Annotated in this window: 14 protein-coding genes; 5 read left to right on the forward strand and 9 right to left on the reverse strand. The window is 63.7% G+C overall.

Translation table 11 applies throughout. The features are described from left to right. Nucleotides 1-45 precede the first annotated feature (45 nt). Complete coding sequence (locus tag BM321_RS14385; protein ID WP_092442918.1) at nt 46-810, forward strand: AraC family transcriptional regulator; 765 nt, start codon at nt 46-48, stop codon at nt 808-810. Between the two features lie 12 nt (nt 811-822). Here the strand turns inward: BM321_RS14385 and BM321_RS14390 are convergent, their stop codons facing one another. The 8 genes from BM321_RS14390 to BM321_RS14425 all read right to left on the reverse strand — a co-directional run bounded on the left by BM321_RS14390 (nt 823) and on the right by BM321_RS14425 (nt 11,214). Further along, complete coding sequence (locus BM321_RS14390) at nt 823-1,263, reverse strand: carboxymuconolactone decarboxylase family protein (protein WP_060741412.1); 441 nt, start codon at nt 1,261-1,263, stop codon at nt 823-825. A gap of 274 nt (nt 1,264-1,537) precedes the next feature. Then, nucleotides 1,538-2,980 carry a mechanosensitive ion channel family protein gene (locus BM321_RS14395; RefSeq protein WP_092442919.1) on the reverse strand — a complete coding sequence of 481 codons (1,443 nt, stop codon included), beginning with the start codon at nt 2,978-2,980 and terminating at the stop codon, nt 1,538-1,540. A gap of 194 nt (nt 2,981-3,174) precedes the next feature. Continuing rightward, nucleotides 3,175-4,041 (reverse strand): pirin family protein, encoded by an 867-nt coding sequence (locus BM321_RS14400; RefSeq protein WP_092442920.1) that lies wholly within the window; start codon nt 4,039-4,041, stop codon nt 3,175-3,177. Nucleotides 4,042-4,265: 224 nt separating this feature from the next. Then, nucleotides 4,266-4,919 (reverse strand): response regulator transcription factor, encoded by a 654-nt coding sequence (locus BM321_RS14405; RefSeq protein ID WP_175534927.1) that lies wholly within the window; start codon nt 4,917-4,919, stop codon nt 4,266-4,268. 66 nt (nt 4,920-4,985) lie between these two features. Beyond that, a complete protein-coding gene (locus BM321_RS14410; RefSeq protein ID WP_092442921.1) occupies nt 4,986-5,420 on the reverse strand; it encodes a PleD family two-component system response regulator in 435 nt (144 codons plus the stop codon). 267 nt (nt 5,421-5,687) lie between these two features. Beyond that, nucleotides 5,688-8,894: an ATP-binding protein gene (locus tag BM321_RS14415; RefSeq protein WP_092442922.1), complete on the reverse strand. Its 3,207-nt coding sequence runs from the start codon at nt 8,892-8,894 to the stop codon at nt 5,688-5,690. Nucleotides 8,895-9,235: 341 nt separating this feature from the next. Further along, nucleotides 9,236-10,570 (reverse strand): lysine N(6)-hydroxylase/L-ornithine N(5)-oxygenase family protein, encoded by a 1,335-nt coding sequence (locus BM321_RS14420; protein ID WP_092442923.1) that lies wholly within the window; start codon nt 10,568-10,570, stop codon nt 9,236-9,238. A 146-nt stretch (nt 10,571-10,716) separates the two neighbouring features. After that, on the reverse strand, nt 10,717-11,214 hold the full coding sequence (locus BM321_RS14425; RefSeq protein ID WP_092442924.1) for a sigma-70 family RNA polymerase sigma factor: 498 nt from the start codon (nt 11,212-11,214) through the stop codon (nt 10,717-10,719). Between the two features lie 365 nt (nt 11,215-11,579). On the opposite strand from BM321_RS14425, the gene BM321_RS14430 reads away from it, so the two are divergent. The 4 genes from BM321_RS14430 (at nt 11,580) to BM321_RS14445 (ending at nt 16,908) form a co-directional block, all read left to right on the forward strand. Then, nucleotides 11,580-12,728 carry an efflux RND transporter periplasmic adaptor subunit gene (locus BM321_RS14430; protein ID WP_092442925.1) on the forward strand — a complete coding sequence of 383 codons (1,149 nt, stop codon included), beginning with the start codon at nt 11,580-11,582 and terminating at the stop codon, nt 12,726-12,728. Then, on the forward strand, nt 12,729-14,699 hold the full coding sequence (locus BM321_RS14435; protein ID WP_092442926.1) for a MacB family efflux pump subunit: 1,971 nt from the start codon (nt 12,729-12,731) through the stop codon (nt 14,697-14,699). It begins immediately after the preceding gene. Between the two features lie 10 nt (nt 14,700-14,709). Continuing rightward, nucleotides 14,710-16,104, forward strand: coding sequence for an efflux transporter outer membrane subunit (locus tag BM321_RS14440; protein WP_092442927.1), 1,395 nt, complete (start codon nt 14,710-14,712; stop codon nt 16,102-16,104). 477 nt (nt 16,105-16,581) lie between these two features. Next, nucleotides 16,582-16,908 carry a DUF6124 family protein gene (locus tag BM321_RS14445; protein WP_092442928.1) on the forward strand — a complete coding sequence of 109 codons (327 nt, stop codon included), beginning with the start codon at nt 16,582-16,584 and terminating at the stop codon, nt 16,906-16,908. Nucleotides 16,909-17,106: 198 nt separating this feature from the next. Here the strand turns inward: BM321_RS14445 and BM321_RS14450 are convergent, their stop codons facing one another. After that, the gene (locus tag BM321_RS14450; RefSeq protein ID WP_092442929.1) at nt 17,107-18,723 is read right to left on the reverse strand and encodes a pyoverdine maturation tyrosinase PvdP; all 1,617 of its coding nucleotides are present in this window, start codon (nt 18,721-18,723) and stop codon (nt 17,107-17,109) included. Nucleotides 18,724-18,899 lie beyond the last annotated feature (176 nt).

The following is an 18,899-nucleotide window of genomic DNA, read 5'->3' on the forward strand; positions in this document are numbered from 1 at the left end:
GTATTATCCGAAGTTCGACAAATAATCCTTGAAATCGGACAAGTTATGGCCTGGCTCGACGCTCATGCCCTATTCGACCCCGACCGCCACGACGCGCCGGTGATCGGCCTCGCGGCAACGCTGGATCGCCATGATTCCGGCGTGCATCGACATCAGCGCGGACAACTGTTGTTCACACGGCAGGGCTGCACACGTATTACCCTGGCGCAGCAACTGTGCCTGCTGCCGCCATCGCGAGCGGCCTGGATTCCGCCGTTGACCTCCCATCGCGCCGTGATGCAACAGAGCGTGGACTATCGATCGATTTACCTGACAGCATCGCTGTGCGCTGACTTACCTTCACACGTGTGCATCATTGACGTATCACCATTGCTACGCGCCGTACTTGAGCCGATCACCGACGCAGCGTTCGACAGCGACTGGACACAAGGCCGTAACATGCACCTGCTGGGGTTGTGCCTGAATGAAATCCGCGAGGCACGGCAACAGCCGATGCTGCTGCCGCTGCCTCAGGACAAACGCCTGGCACCTCTGCTCGCGGCACTGCAGCATTTGCCGCCGACATTGAACGTACTGGAAGCACAAATCGGGGCCAGTGGCCGGACCATTGGCCGGATCTTTCAAAGGGAAACCGGCATGGGTTATCAACAGTGGCGGCAACAATGGCGCCTGATGCGCGCCATTGAACTGCTCGCCACCGGCCGCAGCCTGAGTTACAGCGCCTTCGAATTGGGTTTTGCCAGCGACAGCGCCTTTATCGCCTTCTTCAAGCAAATGACCGGCTTTACGCCAAAAGCCTACTTGGGTTGATTGCCGGCCGGCTTACGCCTCAGGCATCTTGCGAAAGCCCACGGCCAAGCGGTTCCAGCCATTGATGGCGTTGATTGCCACGGTCAGGTCGACCATTTCCTTGGGGCTGAAATGCTCGCTCAGCAGGGCATAGTCGGCGTCCGGCGCGTGGGTGTCGCTCAGACGGGTCAGGGCTTCGGTCCAGGCCAGTGCGGCACGCTCGCGGCCGGTGAAGAACGGCGCTTCGCGCCAGGCGGTCACGGCGTACAGGCGACGTTCGGTCTCGCCGCCCTTGCGGGCGTCGGCGGTGTGCATGTCGATGCAGAAGGCGCAGCCGTTGATCTGCGAGGAACGTAATTTGACCAGCTCCAGCAGGGACTTCTCCAGGCCCAGGTTCGAGGCGGCGTTTTCGAGGGCCAGCATGGCTTTGAAAGCATCAGGGGACGCGGTGTAGAAATCGATACGCGGTTGCATGGTGAACTCCAGAACAATGGGGTGTGGCGCTACGTTAGCCGTGCAGTGGCGCGGTACAAATAGCCAATTATTGGGAAGTTCGGGTGGCCAATGGGAACGCGTCGGGGTTTACCGGAAGGAGGGCTGAAGGCTTGTGGCGAGGGAGCTTGCTCCCGCTCGGCTGCGAAGCAGTCGTAACCCAACCGACGCAGTCCGCCAGGGAAACGGTGTCAGGCCTTTTGGGGCGGCTGCGCCACCCAGCGGGAGCAAGCTCCCTCGCCATAGGGGATAGGCTTCAGGCCCGGCTGCGCAGCCACTGCAGGAAGCGTTTCTTGACGACGGGCTTGGGCAGGTCGCGGGTCAGGTTCTGGGCCAGGTGCATGCGCACGTCCAGCAGGTTTTTCATCGCCTCGTTGATATCGCGACGGGCCTCGAGGCACGGCTTGAGGTAACTGTTTTCGATGCGGTACAGGGTGCAGAACGTTTTGGCGGAAAAAGTCGCCAGGGCCGCCTGCTCGGCGACGATCCCGGCTTCGCCGATCACTTCCCCCGGCCCCATGCGTCCGCCCTCGAGTGGCTGGCCGTTGCGCATGAGGGTGACGCTGACCACCCCTGACTCGATGATGAACAAATGATCGCTGACCTCCCCCGCCGCCAGGATCACATCGCCGGCGCGGAAGGTTTGCAGGGTCATGTTCTGGCTGAAGGTGTCTTTCTCATCCTGGCGCAGGGTGGAGAAAATGCTCGAGCTTTCCAGCAATGCCCGGGGCCGCGAGACCGCCTGGGGCGTGGCGCTTTCACTGGTGGACAGCAGGCTCACGCCCGACGCTTGCAGATGCCGGAACGCCAGGTCGAACAACTGGTTGCGCACCGTGCGTTTCAGGGCCATGGAGGCGACGAACCCGCTGATTTCATACTCCGCCCCGCCACTGTCGCTGCTCTTGAGGGCGACGCTGGGGGCCGGGATGGCGAGCAGGGAACGACAGCCGATCATGGCTCGTTCCAACGCGTCGATCACGGTTTGCGGCCGCGCGTGAGGGCTGACCTGGATGCTGATGGACAGGCCATGGACATCGCTGGGGCGACTGAAGTTGATGACCTTGGCCTTGGCCGCCAACGAATTGGGAATCACCGCCATGCTGCCCTGGGCGGTCTGCAAGCGCGTGGCCCGCCAGTCGATGTCGGTGACCCGGCCTTCAGTGCCGTCGATGGAAATCCAATCATCGAGCTGATAGGGCTTGGTGGTGTTGAGCACGATCCCGGAGAACACGTCGCTGAGGGTGCTCTGCAAGGCCAGGCCGACGATGATCGCCATCGCGCCGGACGTGGCCAGCACGCCCTTGACCGGCAAATCCAGCACGTAGGCCAGTGCCGCGATGACGGCGATCAGGAAAATCACCGCGCCGAGCAAATCCTGCAACAACCGCCCGGTGTGGCCGACCCGTTGCATCATCGCTGCCACGATCATCACCGTCAGGGTTCGCGCGGCGAACAGCCACCAGGTGATCTGCAAACCGGTAGCGGCCAGGTGCCGCGGCACATCGTCGACCCACTGCGCCGGGACCATGGGGTTAAGGCCTTCGTTGAACAGCAGCACGCTGAACAACGAGAAAATCACCAGCCTTGCGCCGACTTTCCAGTAGACCCGATCCGCACTGACCAGATGCCACATCAGTAGGTCGAGCACCAGCAGCGCCAGGGCACAGAGCAGCGGGTGCTCGGAGATCAGAAACAGCATCGGGACAGCTCCAGGTGGGCGATTGGCGAAGATTGGCACAGATTGAACACGCTGTAGAGATCCCCCGCAGATCCCCATGTGGGAGCGAGCTTGCTCGCGATTGCGGTGTGTCAGTCAAGGGTGCATTGACTATCAGACCGCTATCGCGAGCAAGCTCGCTCCCACAGTGTGCTGCGCGACTGTTGCTTTTGCGTTCAATCGTCCATCCGGCCAAAGCGCCCGGAGTGGAAATCATTGAAGGCCTGGTGGATTTCCTGTTCGCTGTTCATCACGAACGGACCATGGCCAACGATGGGCTCGTCGATCGGCTCGCCGCTGAGCAGCAACAGCACCGCGTCGTTATTGGCTTGCAGGCTCAATTGATCGCCGGCCCGGTCGAACAGGGCCATCTGCCCGGCCTCGACCCGCTCGCGGCCATTGACCTGGACCGAGCCCCGCAGCACCACCAAGGCGGTGTTGTGGCCTTCGTGCAGGTCAAGGGTGAGGTTTTTCCCGGCATTCAAGCGGATGTCCCAGACGTCGATGGGGGTGAAGGTCCGTGCCGGGCCTTGGTGCCCTTCGAAGCGCCCGGCGATCAGGCGCAGGCTGCCGGCGTCGTCCTTCAGGGCGATGTTCGGAATGTCGCCCTTGAGGATCGTCTGGTAGCCGGCCGGGGCCATCTTGTCCTTGGCGGGCAGGTTGACCCACAGTTGGACCATCTCCATGAACCCGCCCTGGCGGGCAAACGCTTCAGAGTGGAACTCTTCGTGGATGATGCCGGAAGCGGCGGTCATCCATTGCACATCGCCGGGACCGATCTTGCCGCCGCTGCCGGTGGAGTCACGGTGTTCCAGTTCGCCCTGGTAGACGATGGTCACGGTTTCGAACCCACGATGGGGGTGCTGGCCGACGCCGCGGCGCTCGCTGGTCGGCGTGAATTCGGTGGGGGCGGCGTGGTCCAGTAGCAGGAACGGGCTGATGTGCTTGCCCAGGTTGTCGTAGGAAAACAGCGTACGCACCGGGAAACCGTCGCCGACCCAGTGGGGCCGTGGGCTGGTGTAGAGGCCAATGATGTTTTTCATGCCATGTCTCCAAAATCAGGGACTGCGATTTGGTGGACACAGCTTAAAACCGACACTCTTGGAGCACTAGACGGCAAAAACCGGCCTTAGCGTTCCATTTGGAGAACGACCAAGAACCTGTGGGAGCGAGCTTGCTCGCGATGACGGGGTATCAGCCGAAGATGATCGACAGGCGGACCGCTATCGCGAGCAAGCTCGCTCCCACAGGGTCGGGTCTCGCTCATTCAAAGGTGATTGCGCTTGGCAAACTCCGACAACCCCACCAAGGATTGCAGCCCCAGCTTTTCCAACAGACGGCTCTTGTAGGTGCTGACGGTTTTTGGACTCAGGAACAGGCTTTCAGCGATGTCCTTACCGCGCATGCCCATGGCCAGCATGCGCAAGATGGACAGCTCGCGGGTGGAAAGGCTTTCCAGGGCTTGTTGTTCGCTGCGTTGCTGGAAATCCAGCCTGACGGACATCTGGGGGAAATAGGCATAACCGGACTTCAACGCCTGGATGGCCTTGGTCAGTTCCTTGAGGTCGCTTTTCTTGGTGACAAAGCCCCGGGCCCCGGCCGAGATACAGCGGTTGCAAAAGTGCTGCGCATCCTGGGACGTGAACACCAGCACGCTGCATTCAGGAAACTGCGCCATGATCCAGACCAGCAGGTCCAGGCCATCGAAGCCGTTCATCACCAGATCCAGGATCACCAGGTCTGGCGCGCGCTCCTTGATGATGCCCCTGGCATCGGTCGCGCCGCTGGCGTCCCGGATGTGGGTGAACGCCTCATTCTGGCAAATGAGCCGCAGTGCCCCTCTTATGACAGGGTGGTCATCCACGATCAACACGTCTTTCAAGGCAGCTCCCCAAAACAATACGAACGGCACCGGTGCCATCACCGCACCGAACTCTTGCACAAATGCCAAGCCCTGCCACCTGTCAAGTGTGGACCAAGGGTCTGGTCAGTGTCCATGCCCCTGCCTGAGGGGGCGTACCCACGGTTGCAGCGGCTCATGGACATGAGGATCGACCCACTCCATCAGGCGTCGCAGTGATGCGAGATCAGGCAGTGGCGCCTGGCTCAGATGCACGCTCGATCGACGCGCCACAGGCACCGGCGACTGACTGGCCGGTTGCGCGTTATAAATCATCCCGTGACGCACCTGCGGGTTGTAGATGACAAAATCGTGCAGGTCCAACGCCCCGTCCGCCAACGCCCCGTTGACGACAATCAGGTCGAACGGCTCGCTGCCGTACTCCACCAGCGTGAGCAATTCCTGCAAATGGCTCACGGGGACAATCCGGTGGTAGCCCTGTTGGTTGAACAGACGTTCCAGCACGATTCGATGGGTCTGTTGTGGGTCGGCAATCAGGATACGGAGTGCTTTGTTCGGCATGGCAAGCTTTCCAATAGCAACGCGCCAGGTAGGCACCGGCTCAAGAACATTCAGGGCGCTCAGGCTAGAGGAAGCGTTTGAAGGGCGATGTAGGACTATTCCTAAAATAAGGACAGACACAGCCCCTATGGCGAGGGAATTTATCCCGCTAGGCGCTTTGTCGGCGCTGGCGAAGCCTGCGATCTTGATCGTTCGCTTGGGATTCAAGGGGCTTTGGAAAGATCCCAGCCTCGTTGCACTCGTCAGTTCATACAGTTCCTATAGCGCCTATTCCTCCAGGTGGGTTTTCAGTCGTTCCGCCAGGTGCTCGATGGCTTGGCGAAGGTCTTCCACGGCTTCGGCGAGCAGCACCGTGTCGTTCCCTCGACACGCGCTTTCCAGCGCCTCGCAGGCGGCGATCAGCCGTTGCGCCTGGATGATCCGCGCCCCGCCCTTGATCCGGTGCGCCAGGTCCGCCAGGCCCGGCAAGTCCTGTCGGGTGGCCAAGTCCAGCAGCCGCGCTTGATCTTCGGCATTGCTGCTGACCAGTTCCTCCAGCAACGCCCTGATCGCACTCGTGTCGCCCCCGGTCAGTTGCTCCAGGCCGCTCAGGTCGAGGCCATCGCCGGACTGGGGCGCCCGCGCATCCGGCATGACCGAAGCCAGGCACGCATTGAGTGCCTTGAGGCCGATGGGCTTGAACAGGCAATCGTCCATCCCGGCTTCGACGCAGCGCTGCTTTTCCTCGGGCTGGGCGTTGGCGGTGAACCCCAGGATCACCACTGGCGACAGGCTACGATCGCGCTCTTCGGCGCGAATGGTACGGGCCAGTTCGTAGCCGCTCATCAAGGGCATGTTGCAGTCGGTGATGACCACATCGAAGGGTTCGCTGCGCCAGGCCTGCAGAGCGTCGACACCGTTCTGTGCCTCCCGGACGCGATGGCCCAGGTAGCCCAATTGCTGGGACAGCAGCAAACGGTTGGCCGGGTAGTCGTCGACCACCAGGATACTCAGCGCCGGGACCGGCAGCAGCGCCTCGACCTCGGCAGGCGCCGCCGGCAGTGTGTCGAGCAAGGGCAAGTCCAGCAGAACCTCGACCTGCGTGCCCTCCCCCGGCACGCTGTGCAACACCAGGGTGCCGCCCATCATTTCGCACAACGTCCGGCTGATGACCAACCCCAACCCGGAACCGCTGCGAGCCGGCTGCGGGTGCTGTCCGGCCTGGGCAAAAGGGCTGAACAGGCGGCGCTGATCCTCGGGGGAAATACCGCAACCGGTGTCCTCCACCCGCAGGCAAAGACCCAGGCGGTCGTGCCCGGGAGCCGGCTCGCCGCGCACACTCAGGCGCACTTCGCCCTGGTCGGTGAACTTGATGGCGTTGCTCAACAGGTTCGAGACGATCTGCTTGAAACGTAATGGATCAATCAACACGTCACGGTCGAGTCCGGCATCCAGCACCCAATGCAAGCGCAGGTGTTTCTGCCAGGCCAGGCCCTCGAAAATCCGCGCCACCGACTCGATCAACGTATGCAGATTGGCCCGTTGCGGCGCCAGCGACAACTTGCCCGACTCGATGCGGGCGATGTCGAGGATGTCGCCGATCAGGTCCAGCATGCCATGGGCCGCACCCGACGCGACTTCGATGGCGAATCGGTCGACGACGCCCTGGTCGGCTTTTTTCAGGGCCAGCTCCAGCAGGCCGATCACCGCATTCATCGGCGTGCGGATCTCATGGCTCATGGTCGCCACGAAGGTGGTCTTGGCCCGATTGGCCTCGTCGGCGCTTTCCTTGGCCACGCGCAACTGTTCCAACAGCCGCCGCAGATAAATGCCCCAGCCCAAGGCCACCAGCAACAGCAGCGCAGCAACGGCGAACCCCTGGAGGATCGTGGTGCGGTTGCGCAGCCAATAGCTGTCGTCGATCACCACCTCACTGCGCCAGCGGTTGGTCAGCTCGTCCATTTCTTCCGGGGAAATACTCAACAGCGCCTTGTCCAGGATCGAGTAAAGCGCCAATGCGCCCCGGTTCGTCGCCAGGGCGATGTGCGCGGGCAAGGTACCCACGGTGCTGGTGACTTGCAGCGTGTCGCGGTACTGGCGGGAAATCATGTAGCGGGCGCTGATCAGCGGATTGATCGCTGCGTCTGCCGTGCCGGCGGCGACCATGGCCATGGCGTCGGCCGCATTCTGCGCCGCCACCAACTGCACGCGGGGGAACTGCTCCAGCAGGTAATCGCGCAGCACGTTGCCACGCACCAGCGCCACGCGCTTGCCCGCCATCTGGTCCAAGGTCAGCGCCCTGGCCCTGATCGGCACCACCAACACGAACGGGTTCGTCAGGTACGGTCGGGTAAAGCGCAACTCGTCCTCGAGTTCGGCACTGGGTATGGCGGTTGCCAGGACGTCGGCCTTGCCGCTCTTGATCTGCCCGATCAAATCGTCAACCGAGTCGCCCCGCTGCACATCGAACTTCAAACCGGTGCGCAAGCTGATCCGGGCCAGCACATCGGCGCCGATGCCGCGCAAATGGCCTTGTTCATCGAAGAACGTCAGCGGCAGGAAGTTTTCATTGGCGGCGACTTTGATGCGTGGGTGGGCGTCCAGCCAACGCTGTTCGTTGACGCTGAAATGCAGCGCCTGCTGACCGGGCATGCTCGCCCCGCCGGCGCTCCAACGCCGCAGGATGATCATGCGTTCGCTGGCGGGAATCGCGTGCAGCGCGGCATTGACGATGCGCAACACGCGCCCGTTGTCGCGACTGACCGCAAAGGCGAACGGCTGCACTTCCATCCGCGAGAAATCGGCCAGTTGCACATTGTTCAGGTAGTTCTTGCTGATCAGGTAGTTGGAACTGATCGAATCCCCCAGGTAGACATCGGCCTGACCAAACGACACGGCGCCGATGGCACTCAAGGTGGAGGGGAACAGTTGCAACGAAGCCTCGGGATAAAACCCCTTGACCGTCTCCGGCGGCAAATAGTGATACAGCATGGCCACCCGCTTGCCCGCCAGGTCCGTGGGCAAGTCCTGGCTGTCGTCGATGCGGGCCACCAGGGTGGGCAGGTCATCGGCATAGGCCTGGGACATCGCCAGGTCCGGATCGGCGGCTTCGAAACCGTTGGCGGTGCCGAGCAGATCGATCTCGCCGCCGCGCAGGGCCTGGAGCGCTTCGGCGTGGGACGGATAGCGCTGGACCTGCACCTTGACGTGCAAGAGTTGCCCCAGCAATTGCGCATAGTCGGCAGTCAGGCCTTCGTAGTCGCGACCATTGCCGGTGATGCTGAAAGGCGCATAGTCCGGCGCCGAGGCGCCCAGCAGCAACGTGCCCTTCTGGCGCAGCCAGGCCCAGTCGGCAGCATCCAGGGACACCGAATAATCATCCACATTGGAGCGCCCGAGCACCTGCAACGACTCAGGGGTCGCGCCTACCGGTGGCGCCACGCTCAATGAGCCCAGCAACAGCGCCACCAGGCCTGTGCGTAAAAGCAGCATCATCTGGTCAGGGTGTTTCGCTTGGCGTAGTCGGCCCGGCGCACCTTCGACTGTACATTCAGTCAGGGTGGACCGGCTGAGGGTTCAGACTGCCAATACGAGGGAACAGCGAACCGAGCCTTTCAAACAGCAAGAGGCTGTGAAGTGAGTGTAGGAAATTTCTGAAGAATTTCCTGCGAGTGACCAGAGAGCGGGCCTATGACCTGTGGGAGCGAGCTTGCTCGCGATGGCGTAGTGTCAGTCACTTCAATATTGGCTGAACTGACGCCATCGCGAGCAAACTCGCTCCCACAGGGGTTGCGTTGGCTGATGGATGTCCTGCGATTGACTCGTTCCCACAGGGCCTATACAGCGGCCAACAGCAAGTCGCGCACCGGACGCGCTTGCCCGCGATTGTTCCCATGCTCATAGAGCGAGCCGGCAATCTCATCGGCACGCACCGGCAGGATCGACAGCAGCGTATCGCTCAGGCCATGGCTGGCCTGACAGAAGCCCTGCATGTAGATCGCCGCCTTGCAGCGCTCGTCGGTAATCAGCTTGTAATTGCGGTCCACCTCGAAATCCCCCAGGTACTGCGCCAGTGGCTCCAGCAAGGTGCGGTGCATTTGCCGCTCGTAACCGGTGGCCAGCACCACGGCGTCATAACGGCGTACCGTCAGCTCGCCGGTGGCGTTGTTGCGCACCGCCAGTTCCACACCGGCGTCGGTGGCCGTGGCTTTCTCCACCGTGGTGAGGGTGCGGAATGCGTGACGGGCGATGCCAGAGACTTTCTGGCGATAGAAAATCCCGTAGATACGCTCGATCAGGTCGATGTCCACCACCGAATAGTTGGTGTTGTGGTACTCGTTGACCAGGCGCTCGCGCTCGCTGTGGGGTTGTTGGAACACCAGGTCGGTGAACTCCGGCGAGAACACTTCGTTGACGAACGGGCTGTCGTCCGCCGGCTTGAGGGCCGAGCCGCGCAGGATCATGTCGACCTGTACCGAAGGGAAACTGTCGTTGAGGTCGATGAAGGCCTCGGCCGCGCTCTGCCCACCGCCGATGATGGCGATCTTCATCGGCTGGCCCTTCACGCACGGTTGGCCCGCCATGCGCTCCAGGTACTGGGAATGGTGAAATACCCGCGGGTCATCCTTGAACGCCTTGAACGCCTCGGGAATGCGCGCGGTGCCGCCGGCGCTGACCACCAGCGAGCGGGTGGTGCGAACCAGCTCTTCGCCCTGGCCGTCGCGGGAAATCACCCGCAGCGCCTCGACCTGCTGGTTGTGCAGCACCGGCTCGATGCGCAGCACTTCCTCGCCATATCGGCTCTGTGCGCTGAAGTGCCCGGCCACCCAGCGCAGGTAGTCATTGAACTCCATGCGGCACGGGTAGAAGGTGCCGAGGTTGATGAAGTCCACCAGGCGGCCATGGTGCTTGAGGTAATTGACGAACGAATAGGGGCTGGTGGGGTTGCGCAGGGTCACCAGGTCCTTGAGAAAGGAAATCTGCAACTCGCTCTGGGTCACCAGGGTGTTGCCGTGCCAGCGGTAGTCGGCCTGCTTGTCGAGGAACAGCACGTCCAGTTCACCCTGGACCGGCCCCCGCTCCTGCAGCGCGATGGCCAGCGCCAGGTTCGAAGGGCCGAAACCAATGCCGATCAAGTCGTGAACGATGGGCGATGCAATTGCCTGTGTCATGTCCAGTGTCCTCTGGAAAAGCCCCTCAACAGGGCACGAAAAGCCTGGGGAACCTGACCGGCACTGGAGGCGCCGGCAAGTCGTCTGTTGAGAGGAACGAGGACAGTGAAAAAAAATTTACCGTCGGGTGACCGGCGACGCTCGAATCAGGGCGCGTCCCACTGACGCACGCGAACGCGGCAGTGCTTCATGGCGTTGACGATGTGCTTTTCCACCAGTGCCCGGGAAATGCCCAGGCGCTCGGCGATTTGCGGGTGGGACAGGCCTTCGAGCTTGCGCAGCAGGAAACTCTCGCGGCACAGCGGCGACAGCTCGGCCAGGGCCCGTTGCAGCATGTCCAGGCGCTGGCCATGGTCGAGACTGGCGTGGGGCGATGGCGTGAAGAAGCGCTCTTCGCTGTCCAGCACATCCAGGGATTCGACCTGGCGCAAGGTATTGCGCCGATGACCGTCGATCACCAGATTCAATGCGGTGCGGTACAGGAAGGCCCGGGGTTGTTCGATGGGGGTGTCGCTGGCGCGCTCCAGCACCCGTACATAGGCGTCATGCACCACATCCTCGGCCGCCTGGCGGTTGCCTAGCCTGGCGTTCAGGAAACACACCAGCTCGCGATAGTAGTTTTCCAACATGACTCCCGTGCGCATGGCTGCGCCAGCTATTGCCCATTCGGCATGCCTGGACAGGCAATGGCACGATAGTGGCAGATTCAATGGCGTAATTTATAGTAATTCTCATATAGATTTAAAGCTTTCGTTTGTATCAGGGCTGATTCGTTCATCTCAACCCTGGCGGAGCACGGCTTTTGTGTGGCGAGGGGATGTATCTGTGGCGAGGGGATAAATCCCCTCACCACAACATCACATGACTTGGCTGCCGAGTTGCCCTCCCCTCAACCTGCTACCAAGTGTTTCAAGCCAGTAAATTCCCACCCCAAGCGCTCGTCTACCAGAACAGCCTCCCGTCCCTGCCCTGCCTGCGACGGGCCCGATATCACTGGCCGGAACCCTGCATGAAACGTCCCCGCCCTACCCGACGCGCCTGGCTTTTAACCTTGGCCCTGCTTCCGGCCGTGGCCTTCGCCGCCTGGCAAGCGGTCGCACCGAATCGCGAGCCCCTGGCCACAGCGCCCGTCACCCGTGGCGATATCGAAAACAGCGTCACCGCCCTGGGCACTTTGCAACCGCGTCGCTACGTGGACGTCGGCGCCCAGGCCTCCGGGCAAATCCAGAAGATCCATGTGGAGGCCGGCGACGAGGTTCGCGAAGGCCAGTTGCTGGTTGAAATCGACCCGTCCACGCAAAAAGCCAGGCTCGACGCCGGGCGTTTTTCGATCGAGAACCTCAAGGCCCAGCTTCAGGAACAGCGTGCCCAGCACGACCTGGCGCAGCAGAAATTCCGACGCCAGCAGCAACTCAAGGCCGGCGGCGCCACCCGCGAGGAAGACGTACAGACCGCCCAGGCCGAAGTGCGGGCGACCCAGGCGCGCATCGACATGTTCCAGGCCCAGATCCGCCAGGCCCAGGCCAGCCTGCGCAGCGACGAGGCCGAGCTGGGCTACACGCGCATCTATGCGCCGATGAGCGGCACCGTGGTCGCCGTCGGTGCCCGGGAAGGCCAGACCCTCAACGCCCAGCAGCAAACCCCGCTGATCCTGCGCATCGCCCGGCTGTCGCCGATGACGGTCTGGGCCGAAGTCTCGGAAGCCGACATCGGCCACGTCAAGCCGGGCATGACCGCCTACTTCACCACCCTGGCCGGCGGCAGCCGTCGCTGGAGCAGCACCGTTCGCCAGATCCTCCCCGTGCCGCCGCGCCCGCTGGAGGCCAGCCAGGGCGGCAGCCCCACCGGAGGCCGCAGCGGCAGCGAGCGGGTGGTGCTCTACACCGTGTTGCTGGACGTCGACAACGCCGACCGCGCGCTGATGACCGACATGACCGCCCAGGTGTTTTTCGTCGCCGCCCAGGCCAAGGACGTGCTGACCGTGCCCATCGCCGCCCTGCAGGACGCCGGTCAGGTGCGGGTGCTGGCCGACAATGGCGACGTCCAGCCGCGCACCGTTCGCACCGGCGTCAGCGATCGGCTGCGCACGCAGATTGTCGACGGCCTGAGCGAAGGCGACCGGGTGCTGATCGGCCCGGTCGGCGGCAGCGGAGGCTGAATGAACACGCCCCTAATCGAACTGCGGGACATTCGCAAGGCCTACGGCGGCGGCGACAGCCCTCGGGTGGAGGTGCTGCGCGGCATCGATTTGTCCATTCACGCCGGGGAATTCCTGGCGATTGTCGGGGCGTCCGGCTCCGGCAAATCCACCCTGATGAACATCCTCGGCTGCCTCGACCGCCCCACCAGCGGTGAGTACCGTTTCGCCGGCGAAGACGTCGCCGGCCTGGGCAGTGACGAGCTGGCCTGGCTGCGGCGTGAAGCGTTCGGCTTCGTGTTCCAGGGCTATCACCTGATCCCGTCCGGCACCGCCCAGGAAAACGTCGAGATGCCGGCCATCTATGCCGGCACCTCCGCCGCCGAGCGCCACGCCCGGGCCGGTGCCCTGCTCGACCGCCTGGGCCTGGCCAGCCGTACCGGCAACCGCCCCCATCAACTCTCCGGTGGTCAGCAGCAGCGGGTGTCGATTGCCCGGGCCTTGATGAACGGCGGCCACATCATCCTCGCCGACGAACCCACCGGCGCCCTCGACAGCCAGAGCGGCATCGAGGTCATGGCGTTGCTCGACGAACTGGCGAGCCAGGGCCACGTGGTGATTCTGATCACCCATGACCGCGAGGTGGCGGCCCGGGCCAAGCGCATCATCGAGATCCGCGATGGGCTGATCATCAGTGACAGCGCCCCCTCTTCGCCACACGAAGTGCACGCCAATCCCAAGGCCCTGCAAGCCGTGGACCTGCGCCAGCGCCTGAGCGCCGGCAGCGAACACAACGGCGCCTGGAAAGGCGAACTGGTGGACGCGGTACAGGCGGCGTGGCGGGTGATGTGGATCAATCGCTTTCGCACCGCCCTGACCCTGCTCGGCATTGTCATCGGCGTGGCCTCGGTGGTGGTGATGCTGGCCGTGGGCGAAGGCAGCAAGCGCCAGGTCATGGCCCAGATGGGCGCGTTCGGCTCGAACATCATCTACCTCAACGGCACCGCGCCCAACCCGCGCGCTGCCAAGGGCATCATCAGCGAATACGACCTGGCCGCCCTCGCCGCCCTGCCCGAGGTGCAGCGCATCATGCCGGTCAACGGTGCCAACGCCAGCGTGCGTTTCGGCAACCTCGACCACACCAGCTACGTCGGCGGCAACGACACGAATTTCCCGGCCATCTTCAATTGGCCGGTGGCCGAGGGCAGTTACTTCAGCGAGGCCGACGAACGCAGCGCGGCGGCGGTGGCGGTGATCGGCCACAAGGTCCGGCAGAAACTGCTCAAGGACGTCGCCGACCCCATCGGCCGCTACATCCTGATCGAGAACATGCCGTTCCAGGTGGTCGGCGTACTGGCGGAAAAAGGCGCCAGCTCCGGGGATTCGGACGCCGACAATCGCATCGCCGTGCCCTACTCCGCCGCCAGCGTGCGGTTGTTCGGCACGCGTCATCCCGAGTACGTGGTGATCGCCGCCCGGGACGCGGGCAAGGTCAAGGAAGCTGAGCAGGCGGTCTCCCGCACCCTGTTGCGCCTGCACGACGGCAAGCAGGATTTCGAGCTGACCAACAACGCCGCGATGATCCAGGCCGAGGCCCGCACCCAGGGCACGCTGTCGCTGATGCTCGGGGCCATTGCGGCGATTTCGCTGTTGGTGGGCGGCATCGGCGTGATGAACATCATGCTCATGACCGTGCGCGAACGGACCCGGGAGATCGGTATCCGCATGGCCACCGGCGCCCGGCAGCGCGACATCCTGCGCCAATTCCTCACCGAAGCGGTGATGCTCTCGGTGGTCGGCGGGCTCGCCGGTATCGGCCTGGCCCTGCTGGTGGGCGGCGCCTTATTGCTGGGCAAGATCGCCGTGGCCTTCGAATGGCTGGCGGTGTTCGGCGCCTTCGGCTGCGCCCTGGTCACCGGCGTCGTCTTCGGCTTCATGCCCGCCCGCAAGGCCGCCCGCCTCGACCCGGTCGCAGCCCTCACCAGTGAATGAACCCCACCCTATGAAAGCGCACCTGACCCTCCTGGCCGCCAGCCTGTTGCTGGCGGCCTGCGCCACCCCGGCGTCGGCACCGGACAGCGGCATCCAGCCGCCACCGGCCTGGCAGCACCTCGATACACCCAGCGCCCCAACGGATAACCAGCAATGGTGGACGCACTTCGGCAGCCCCCAGCTGGACCGCCTGATCGAACAGGCGCGCCGGGACAGCCACGACCTGGCCGCCGCCATGGCCCGGGTGCGCCAGGCCCAGGCCAGCGCAGTGATCGCCGGGGCGCCGTTGCTGCCGGCGGTCACGGCCGGGCTCAACGGCAATCGCCAGGAATTGTTGCACGGCAAAGGCTACAGCCAACTGGACGTGGATCGGGACAACCGCACCATCGACTACTACGACGCCAACCTCAGCGCCACCTATGAGCTGGACTTCTGGGGTGGCAAGCGGGCGGCCCGGGACATTGCGCTGAGCACGCTGTCGGCCAGCCAGTTCGACCGGGCGACCGTGGAGTTGACCCTGCTCAGCGGCGTCGCCAACAGCTACACCCAGGCGTTGTCCCTGCGCGAACAACAACGCATCGCCGAACAGAACCTGGACAACGCCCAACGCGTGCTCGACCTGGTCCAGACCCGCTACGACGCCGGCAGCGCCACGGCCCTGGAACTGTCCCAGCAAAAAAGCCTGGTGGCGGCCCAGCAACGCCGCGTGCCCCAAGTGCAGCAACAGGCCCGGGAGGCCGTGATCACCCTGGCGACGCTGCTGGGGCAACCGGTGCAATCGGTCAGGCTCGACGACGACCGTTTCGACCGCTTGCACTGGCCCGCCATCGACGCCGGCGTGCCCAGCGAACTGCTGCGCCGCCGCCCGGACATCGCCGCCGCCGAAGCGCGCCTGGCTGCCGCCCAGGCCGACATCACCGTGGCCCGCGCCGCCATGCTGCCTACCATGACCCTGGGCCTGAGCCTCGCCACCGGCGCCGACATCGCCGACCAGTTGCTGCGCAACAACGTCTACAACCTCACCGCCGGCCTGACCGCCCCAATCTTCAACAACGGCCGCCTGAGTGCCGAACGGGACAAAGCCACCGCCCGCCAGGAGGAACTGCTGGAGCTCTATCGCGCCGCCATCATCAACGGCTTCGCCGACGTCGAAAAAGCCCTCAACGGCATCCAAGGCCTGGACCAGCAACGACAATGGCAAAGCGAAGAACTACACCAGGCCCAGACCGCCTTCGACATCGCCCAGCGCCGCTACCAGGCCGGCGCCGAAGACCTGCTCACCGTGCTGGAAACCCAACGCACGCTGTACGCCGCCCAGGACATGAACGTGCAGTTAAGGCTGGCGCGGGTACAGGCGAGCGTGGCGTTGTACAAGGCGTTGGGTGGGGGTTGGCGGGTGATGTAGGCCTCGACGATCGTTCCCATGCGCAGCAAAGGGATGCCTCTACGGACGCTCTGCGTTCGGCTCTTTGGGACGCAGAGCGTCCCTGGCTGCATTCCCACGCGGAGCGTGGGAATGATCAGTAATGGTGTTCGGCTTTGGTTCTGTTTATCCGGTCGTGTAGGACTCCTGAGTGAGGCTACATCGCCTTGCGCCGTTACCTACAACTGCGCCAGAATCCGCCGGCTTGTGCGCCTGGCACCCCATCGATAACTTGTTCCCTGTCACTGTTCATCAGTGATCGGGTCTGCAAGCCCGACGAATATCAGGCGCATAGCCAAAGGTCGACACATCTGTGTTCGTTCCATGGCGGCTATGTGTGGGAGACCCTCGGGTCTGCCGGGTTCCTGATTTCCCGGTCTTGCAGACCCGCGCATAGCTGCCACCCATCATCTGCAAGTGATGTCTGGCAGCGCCCTTTGAATAATCAGGAGCTGCACCATGTTCAAGATCACCCCCAATCCCCCCGAAGACGAGTCCAAAAAACTCAACGAAGCCGCCGACCGCGCCCTCGCCTTTTACCTCGACCCCAAACCCGAAAAACCCAACCCACCACCGGGCCAGTTGTTCACCGTGGCAGAAGGCGCAGACATGGAATGCCTGCTGGCCAACCTCAGCGAGACCCTCGCTTCGGTCAACGTCATGGCAAGTGAGCAGGCCTTTGAACTGGAAGGCCCGCGGCGCCATTTTGCGCTGGGCATCCAGCAAATGATCGAGTTGGCAGAACTGTTGGCAAACCGCGCCCTGGACATCGCCGCGCCGCGCTAAACGCACATCCTCAAGCCGAGTGACACCCGTGGCGAGGGAGCTTGCTCCCGCTGGGCTGCGAAGCGGCCCCCAAACCGGCTCCCTCAAAACTTCTGCCTTACCGAGGTGCCGGCCATTGGGGCTGCTACGCAGCCCAGCGGGAGCAAGCTCCCTCGCCACAGCTGCGTTCGCTTTAGCTTTTTTGAGTCAGCGGGGGTTTTACACCGGCTTGCTCTTGAGATTACGCGCATACCACGGCCGTTGCGGCACCCGGCGGAACAGTTCGGAGAGCTTTTTGTCATCGCTGCCGAAGGTAATGCGCAAGGCCAGTTTCATGGTTTCCGGGTCCATCTCCACCGAGCGCCCGACCTGCAGCCCCGGCGTGGTGCTGCAACCGTGGGTGTCCGGGCCCAGCCAGGGGTCGGCGATTTCAACCCAGCGGCCCGGGGCGAACCAGGGCACGCCGTTGACCTCGAGCCGGCTCACTTCCCCCGGGTGGAAACGCTCGTGGGCGCGGAACCAGTCTTCGAGGCGGTCGTCGATCCAGCCGTGGAAGGCCCAGAACACCGGGCTCACGTGGGAAGAAAACGGATCGCCGAGAAAGTCATTCTCCGGGGCGTACCAGCGCTGGGCGAAGTCCGCCGGGTCGCGGGCGAACGGCACCGGGTGGCCGTTGGACGGGTCGCGCGGCACCGAGGCCCAGCGCATGTGCAGCCAGTCGTGCAGGCCCAGTTCCACTTCCGAACCAAACTGGCCCAGGGTCAGTTTCGACAGGTAGCGCGGGTCGCGGTAGCGCGATTCCCAGACCTGAAAATTGCTGTGGTAGGTCTCGGCGGTCTTGATGTCGCTGACCCACTGGGCGTACTGCTCGTCGCCGTCGGCCAACCAGGTCGGCGGCAAGGACGTGCCATCGTGGTTGTCGAGGTAGCGGGCGAACCCAAGGCGATCGCGTTCCAGCTCCGGTTGCGGCAAGGGAAAGCGTGGCCACGACGGCAGCGCCTGGAACGATCGGGCGGTGCCGAGCATGTGCCGGTGCATGAAAAAGAAGTCCACGCCCGAGCCATTGCGATCCTTGCGCGGCCCGCGGGCATCACGCTCCTGGTCCCGTGGGCCGGGCTGCCAGCCGATGCCGCGCAGGGCGTTGCGCTTGTCTTCGTCCAGGGTGTGCCATTTGTCCCGCGAGGCGTGCCAGAGCTGGTGGAACAGCCGATGCTCGGGCGACACCAGCCAGGCCAGCAGCGCCGGGCTCAGCGGCGTGCGCTCCCGCGCCTCGGGGAAGCGCTGCTTGACGGCGACGAAATGATTGTCCTGTTCAGGCAACGCCAAGGGACGGTCCAGGCGCAACACCCGGCCGCTGAGGGTGGCGCTGCCGGCATTGCCGAAACCGGCCCAGACTTCGTCCAGGGTCATGATGAACTCATAGTCCGGCGCATCGTGCCGAGCGCCCGTCAGCCGCCAGCTCAGTTGCTTCGGGTCGGTTCCGGCCAGGTCGCCCAACACCCGATAACGCGGCTCATCGGCACCGCGCAGACGTTCGGCGCTGTCGAGGTAACCCACCAGGCCACGGCCCCTCTGGCCGATATCGAGGAAGATCTGCAGATCGTCCTGCGGCAAGCCTTCGAGACCGGCGTCGCGGCCGGTGAAACGGATCGTCCAGATGCCCCGCAACGTATCGGCCCGGCGTTGGCCCGCCACGTCCGCCACGTCGAACGAGGCCTCGCCGGGGGTAATGGTCGGGTCCGGCCGGGTCAGTTCGCGATGCCCGTAATACACCGCAGGCACGGCGGCACCGGTCAGCGCCAGGCCTGCCATGAACCATCGTCGAGAAATCGTCATTGCCTTACCTGTGTCCAGCCCGGGAGCGGGCTTTATCCAAGCTAGAACGAGGGGTGGGCTGACAAATTTATAGGGAGGTAGTGGAGGCCTCATCGCGAGCAAGCTTTGCTCCCACAGGGAGCATTTGGAATGCGCTCACCTGTGGGAGCAAAGCTTGCTCGCGATGGCGGCCCCGA

The organism is Pseudomonas sp. NFIX10, assembly GCF_900111955.1.
Classification (GTDB): domain Bacteria; phylum Pseudomonadota; class Gammaproteobacteria; order Pseudomonadales; family Pseudomonadaceae; genus Aquipseudomonas; species Aquipseudomonas fluorescens_AA.

Excerpts from the sequence above, each read along its gene's own strand:
- BM321_RS14385 (WP_092442918.1), top strand. The coding sequence starts at position 46 with ATGGCCTGGCTCGACGCTCATGCCCTATTCGACCCCGACCGCCACGAC.
- BM321_RS14390 (WP_060741412.1), bottom strand. The coding sequence starts at position 1,263 with ATGCAACCGCGTATCGATTTCTACACCGCGTCCCCTGATGCTTTCAAA.
- BM321_RS14395 (WP_092442919.1), bottom strand. The coding sequence starts at position 2,980 with ATGCTGTTTCTGATCTCCGAGCACCCGCTGCTCTGTGCCCTGGCGCTG.
- BM321_RS14400 (WP_092442920.1), bottom strand. The coding sequence starts at position 4,041 with ATGAAAAACATCATTGGCCTCTACACCAGCCCACGGCCCCACTGGGTC.
- BM321_RS14405 (WP_175534927.1), bottom strand. The coding sequence starts at position 4,919 with ATGGCACCGGTGCCGTTCGTATTGTTTTGGGGAGCTGCCTTGAAAGAC.
- BM321_RS14410 (WP_092442921.1), bottom strand. The coding sequence starts at position 5,420 with ATGCCGAACAAAGCACTCCGTATCCTGATTGCCGACCCACAACAGACC.
- BM321_RS14415 (WP_092442922.1), bottom strand. The coding sequence starts at position 8,894 with ATGATGCTGCTTTTACGCACAGGCCTGGTGGCGCTGTTGCTGGGCTCA.
- BM321_RS14420 (WP_092442923.1), bottom strand. The coding sequence starts at position 10,570 with ATGACACAGGCAATTGCATCGCCCATCGTTCACGACTTGATCGGCATT.
- BM321_RS14425 (WP_092442924.1), bottom strand. The coding sequence starts at position 11,214 with ATGCGCACGGGAGTCATGTTGGAAAACTACTATCGCGAGCTGGTGTGT.
- BM321_RS14430 (WP_092442925.1), top strand. The coding sequence starts at position 11,580 with ATGAAACGTCCCCGCCCTACCCGACGCGCCTGGCTTTTAACCTTGGCC.
- BM321_RS14435 (WP_092442926.1), top strand. The coding sequence starts at position 12,729 with ATGAACACGCCCCTAATCGAACTGCGGGACATTCGCAAGGCCTACGGC.
- BM321_RS14440 (WP_092442927.1), top strand. The coding sequence starts at position 14,710 with ATGAAAGCGCACCTGACCCTCCTGGCCGCCAGCCTGTTGCTGGCGGCC.
- BM321_RS14445 (WP_092442928.1), top strand. The coding sequence starts at position 16,582 with ATGTTCAAGATCACCCCCAATCCCCCCGAAGACGAGTCCAAAAAACTC.
- BM321_RS14450 (WP_092442929.1), bottom strand. The coding sequence starts at position 18,723 with ATGACGATTTCTCGACGATGGTTCATGGCAGGCCTGGCGCTGACCGGT.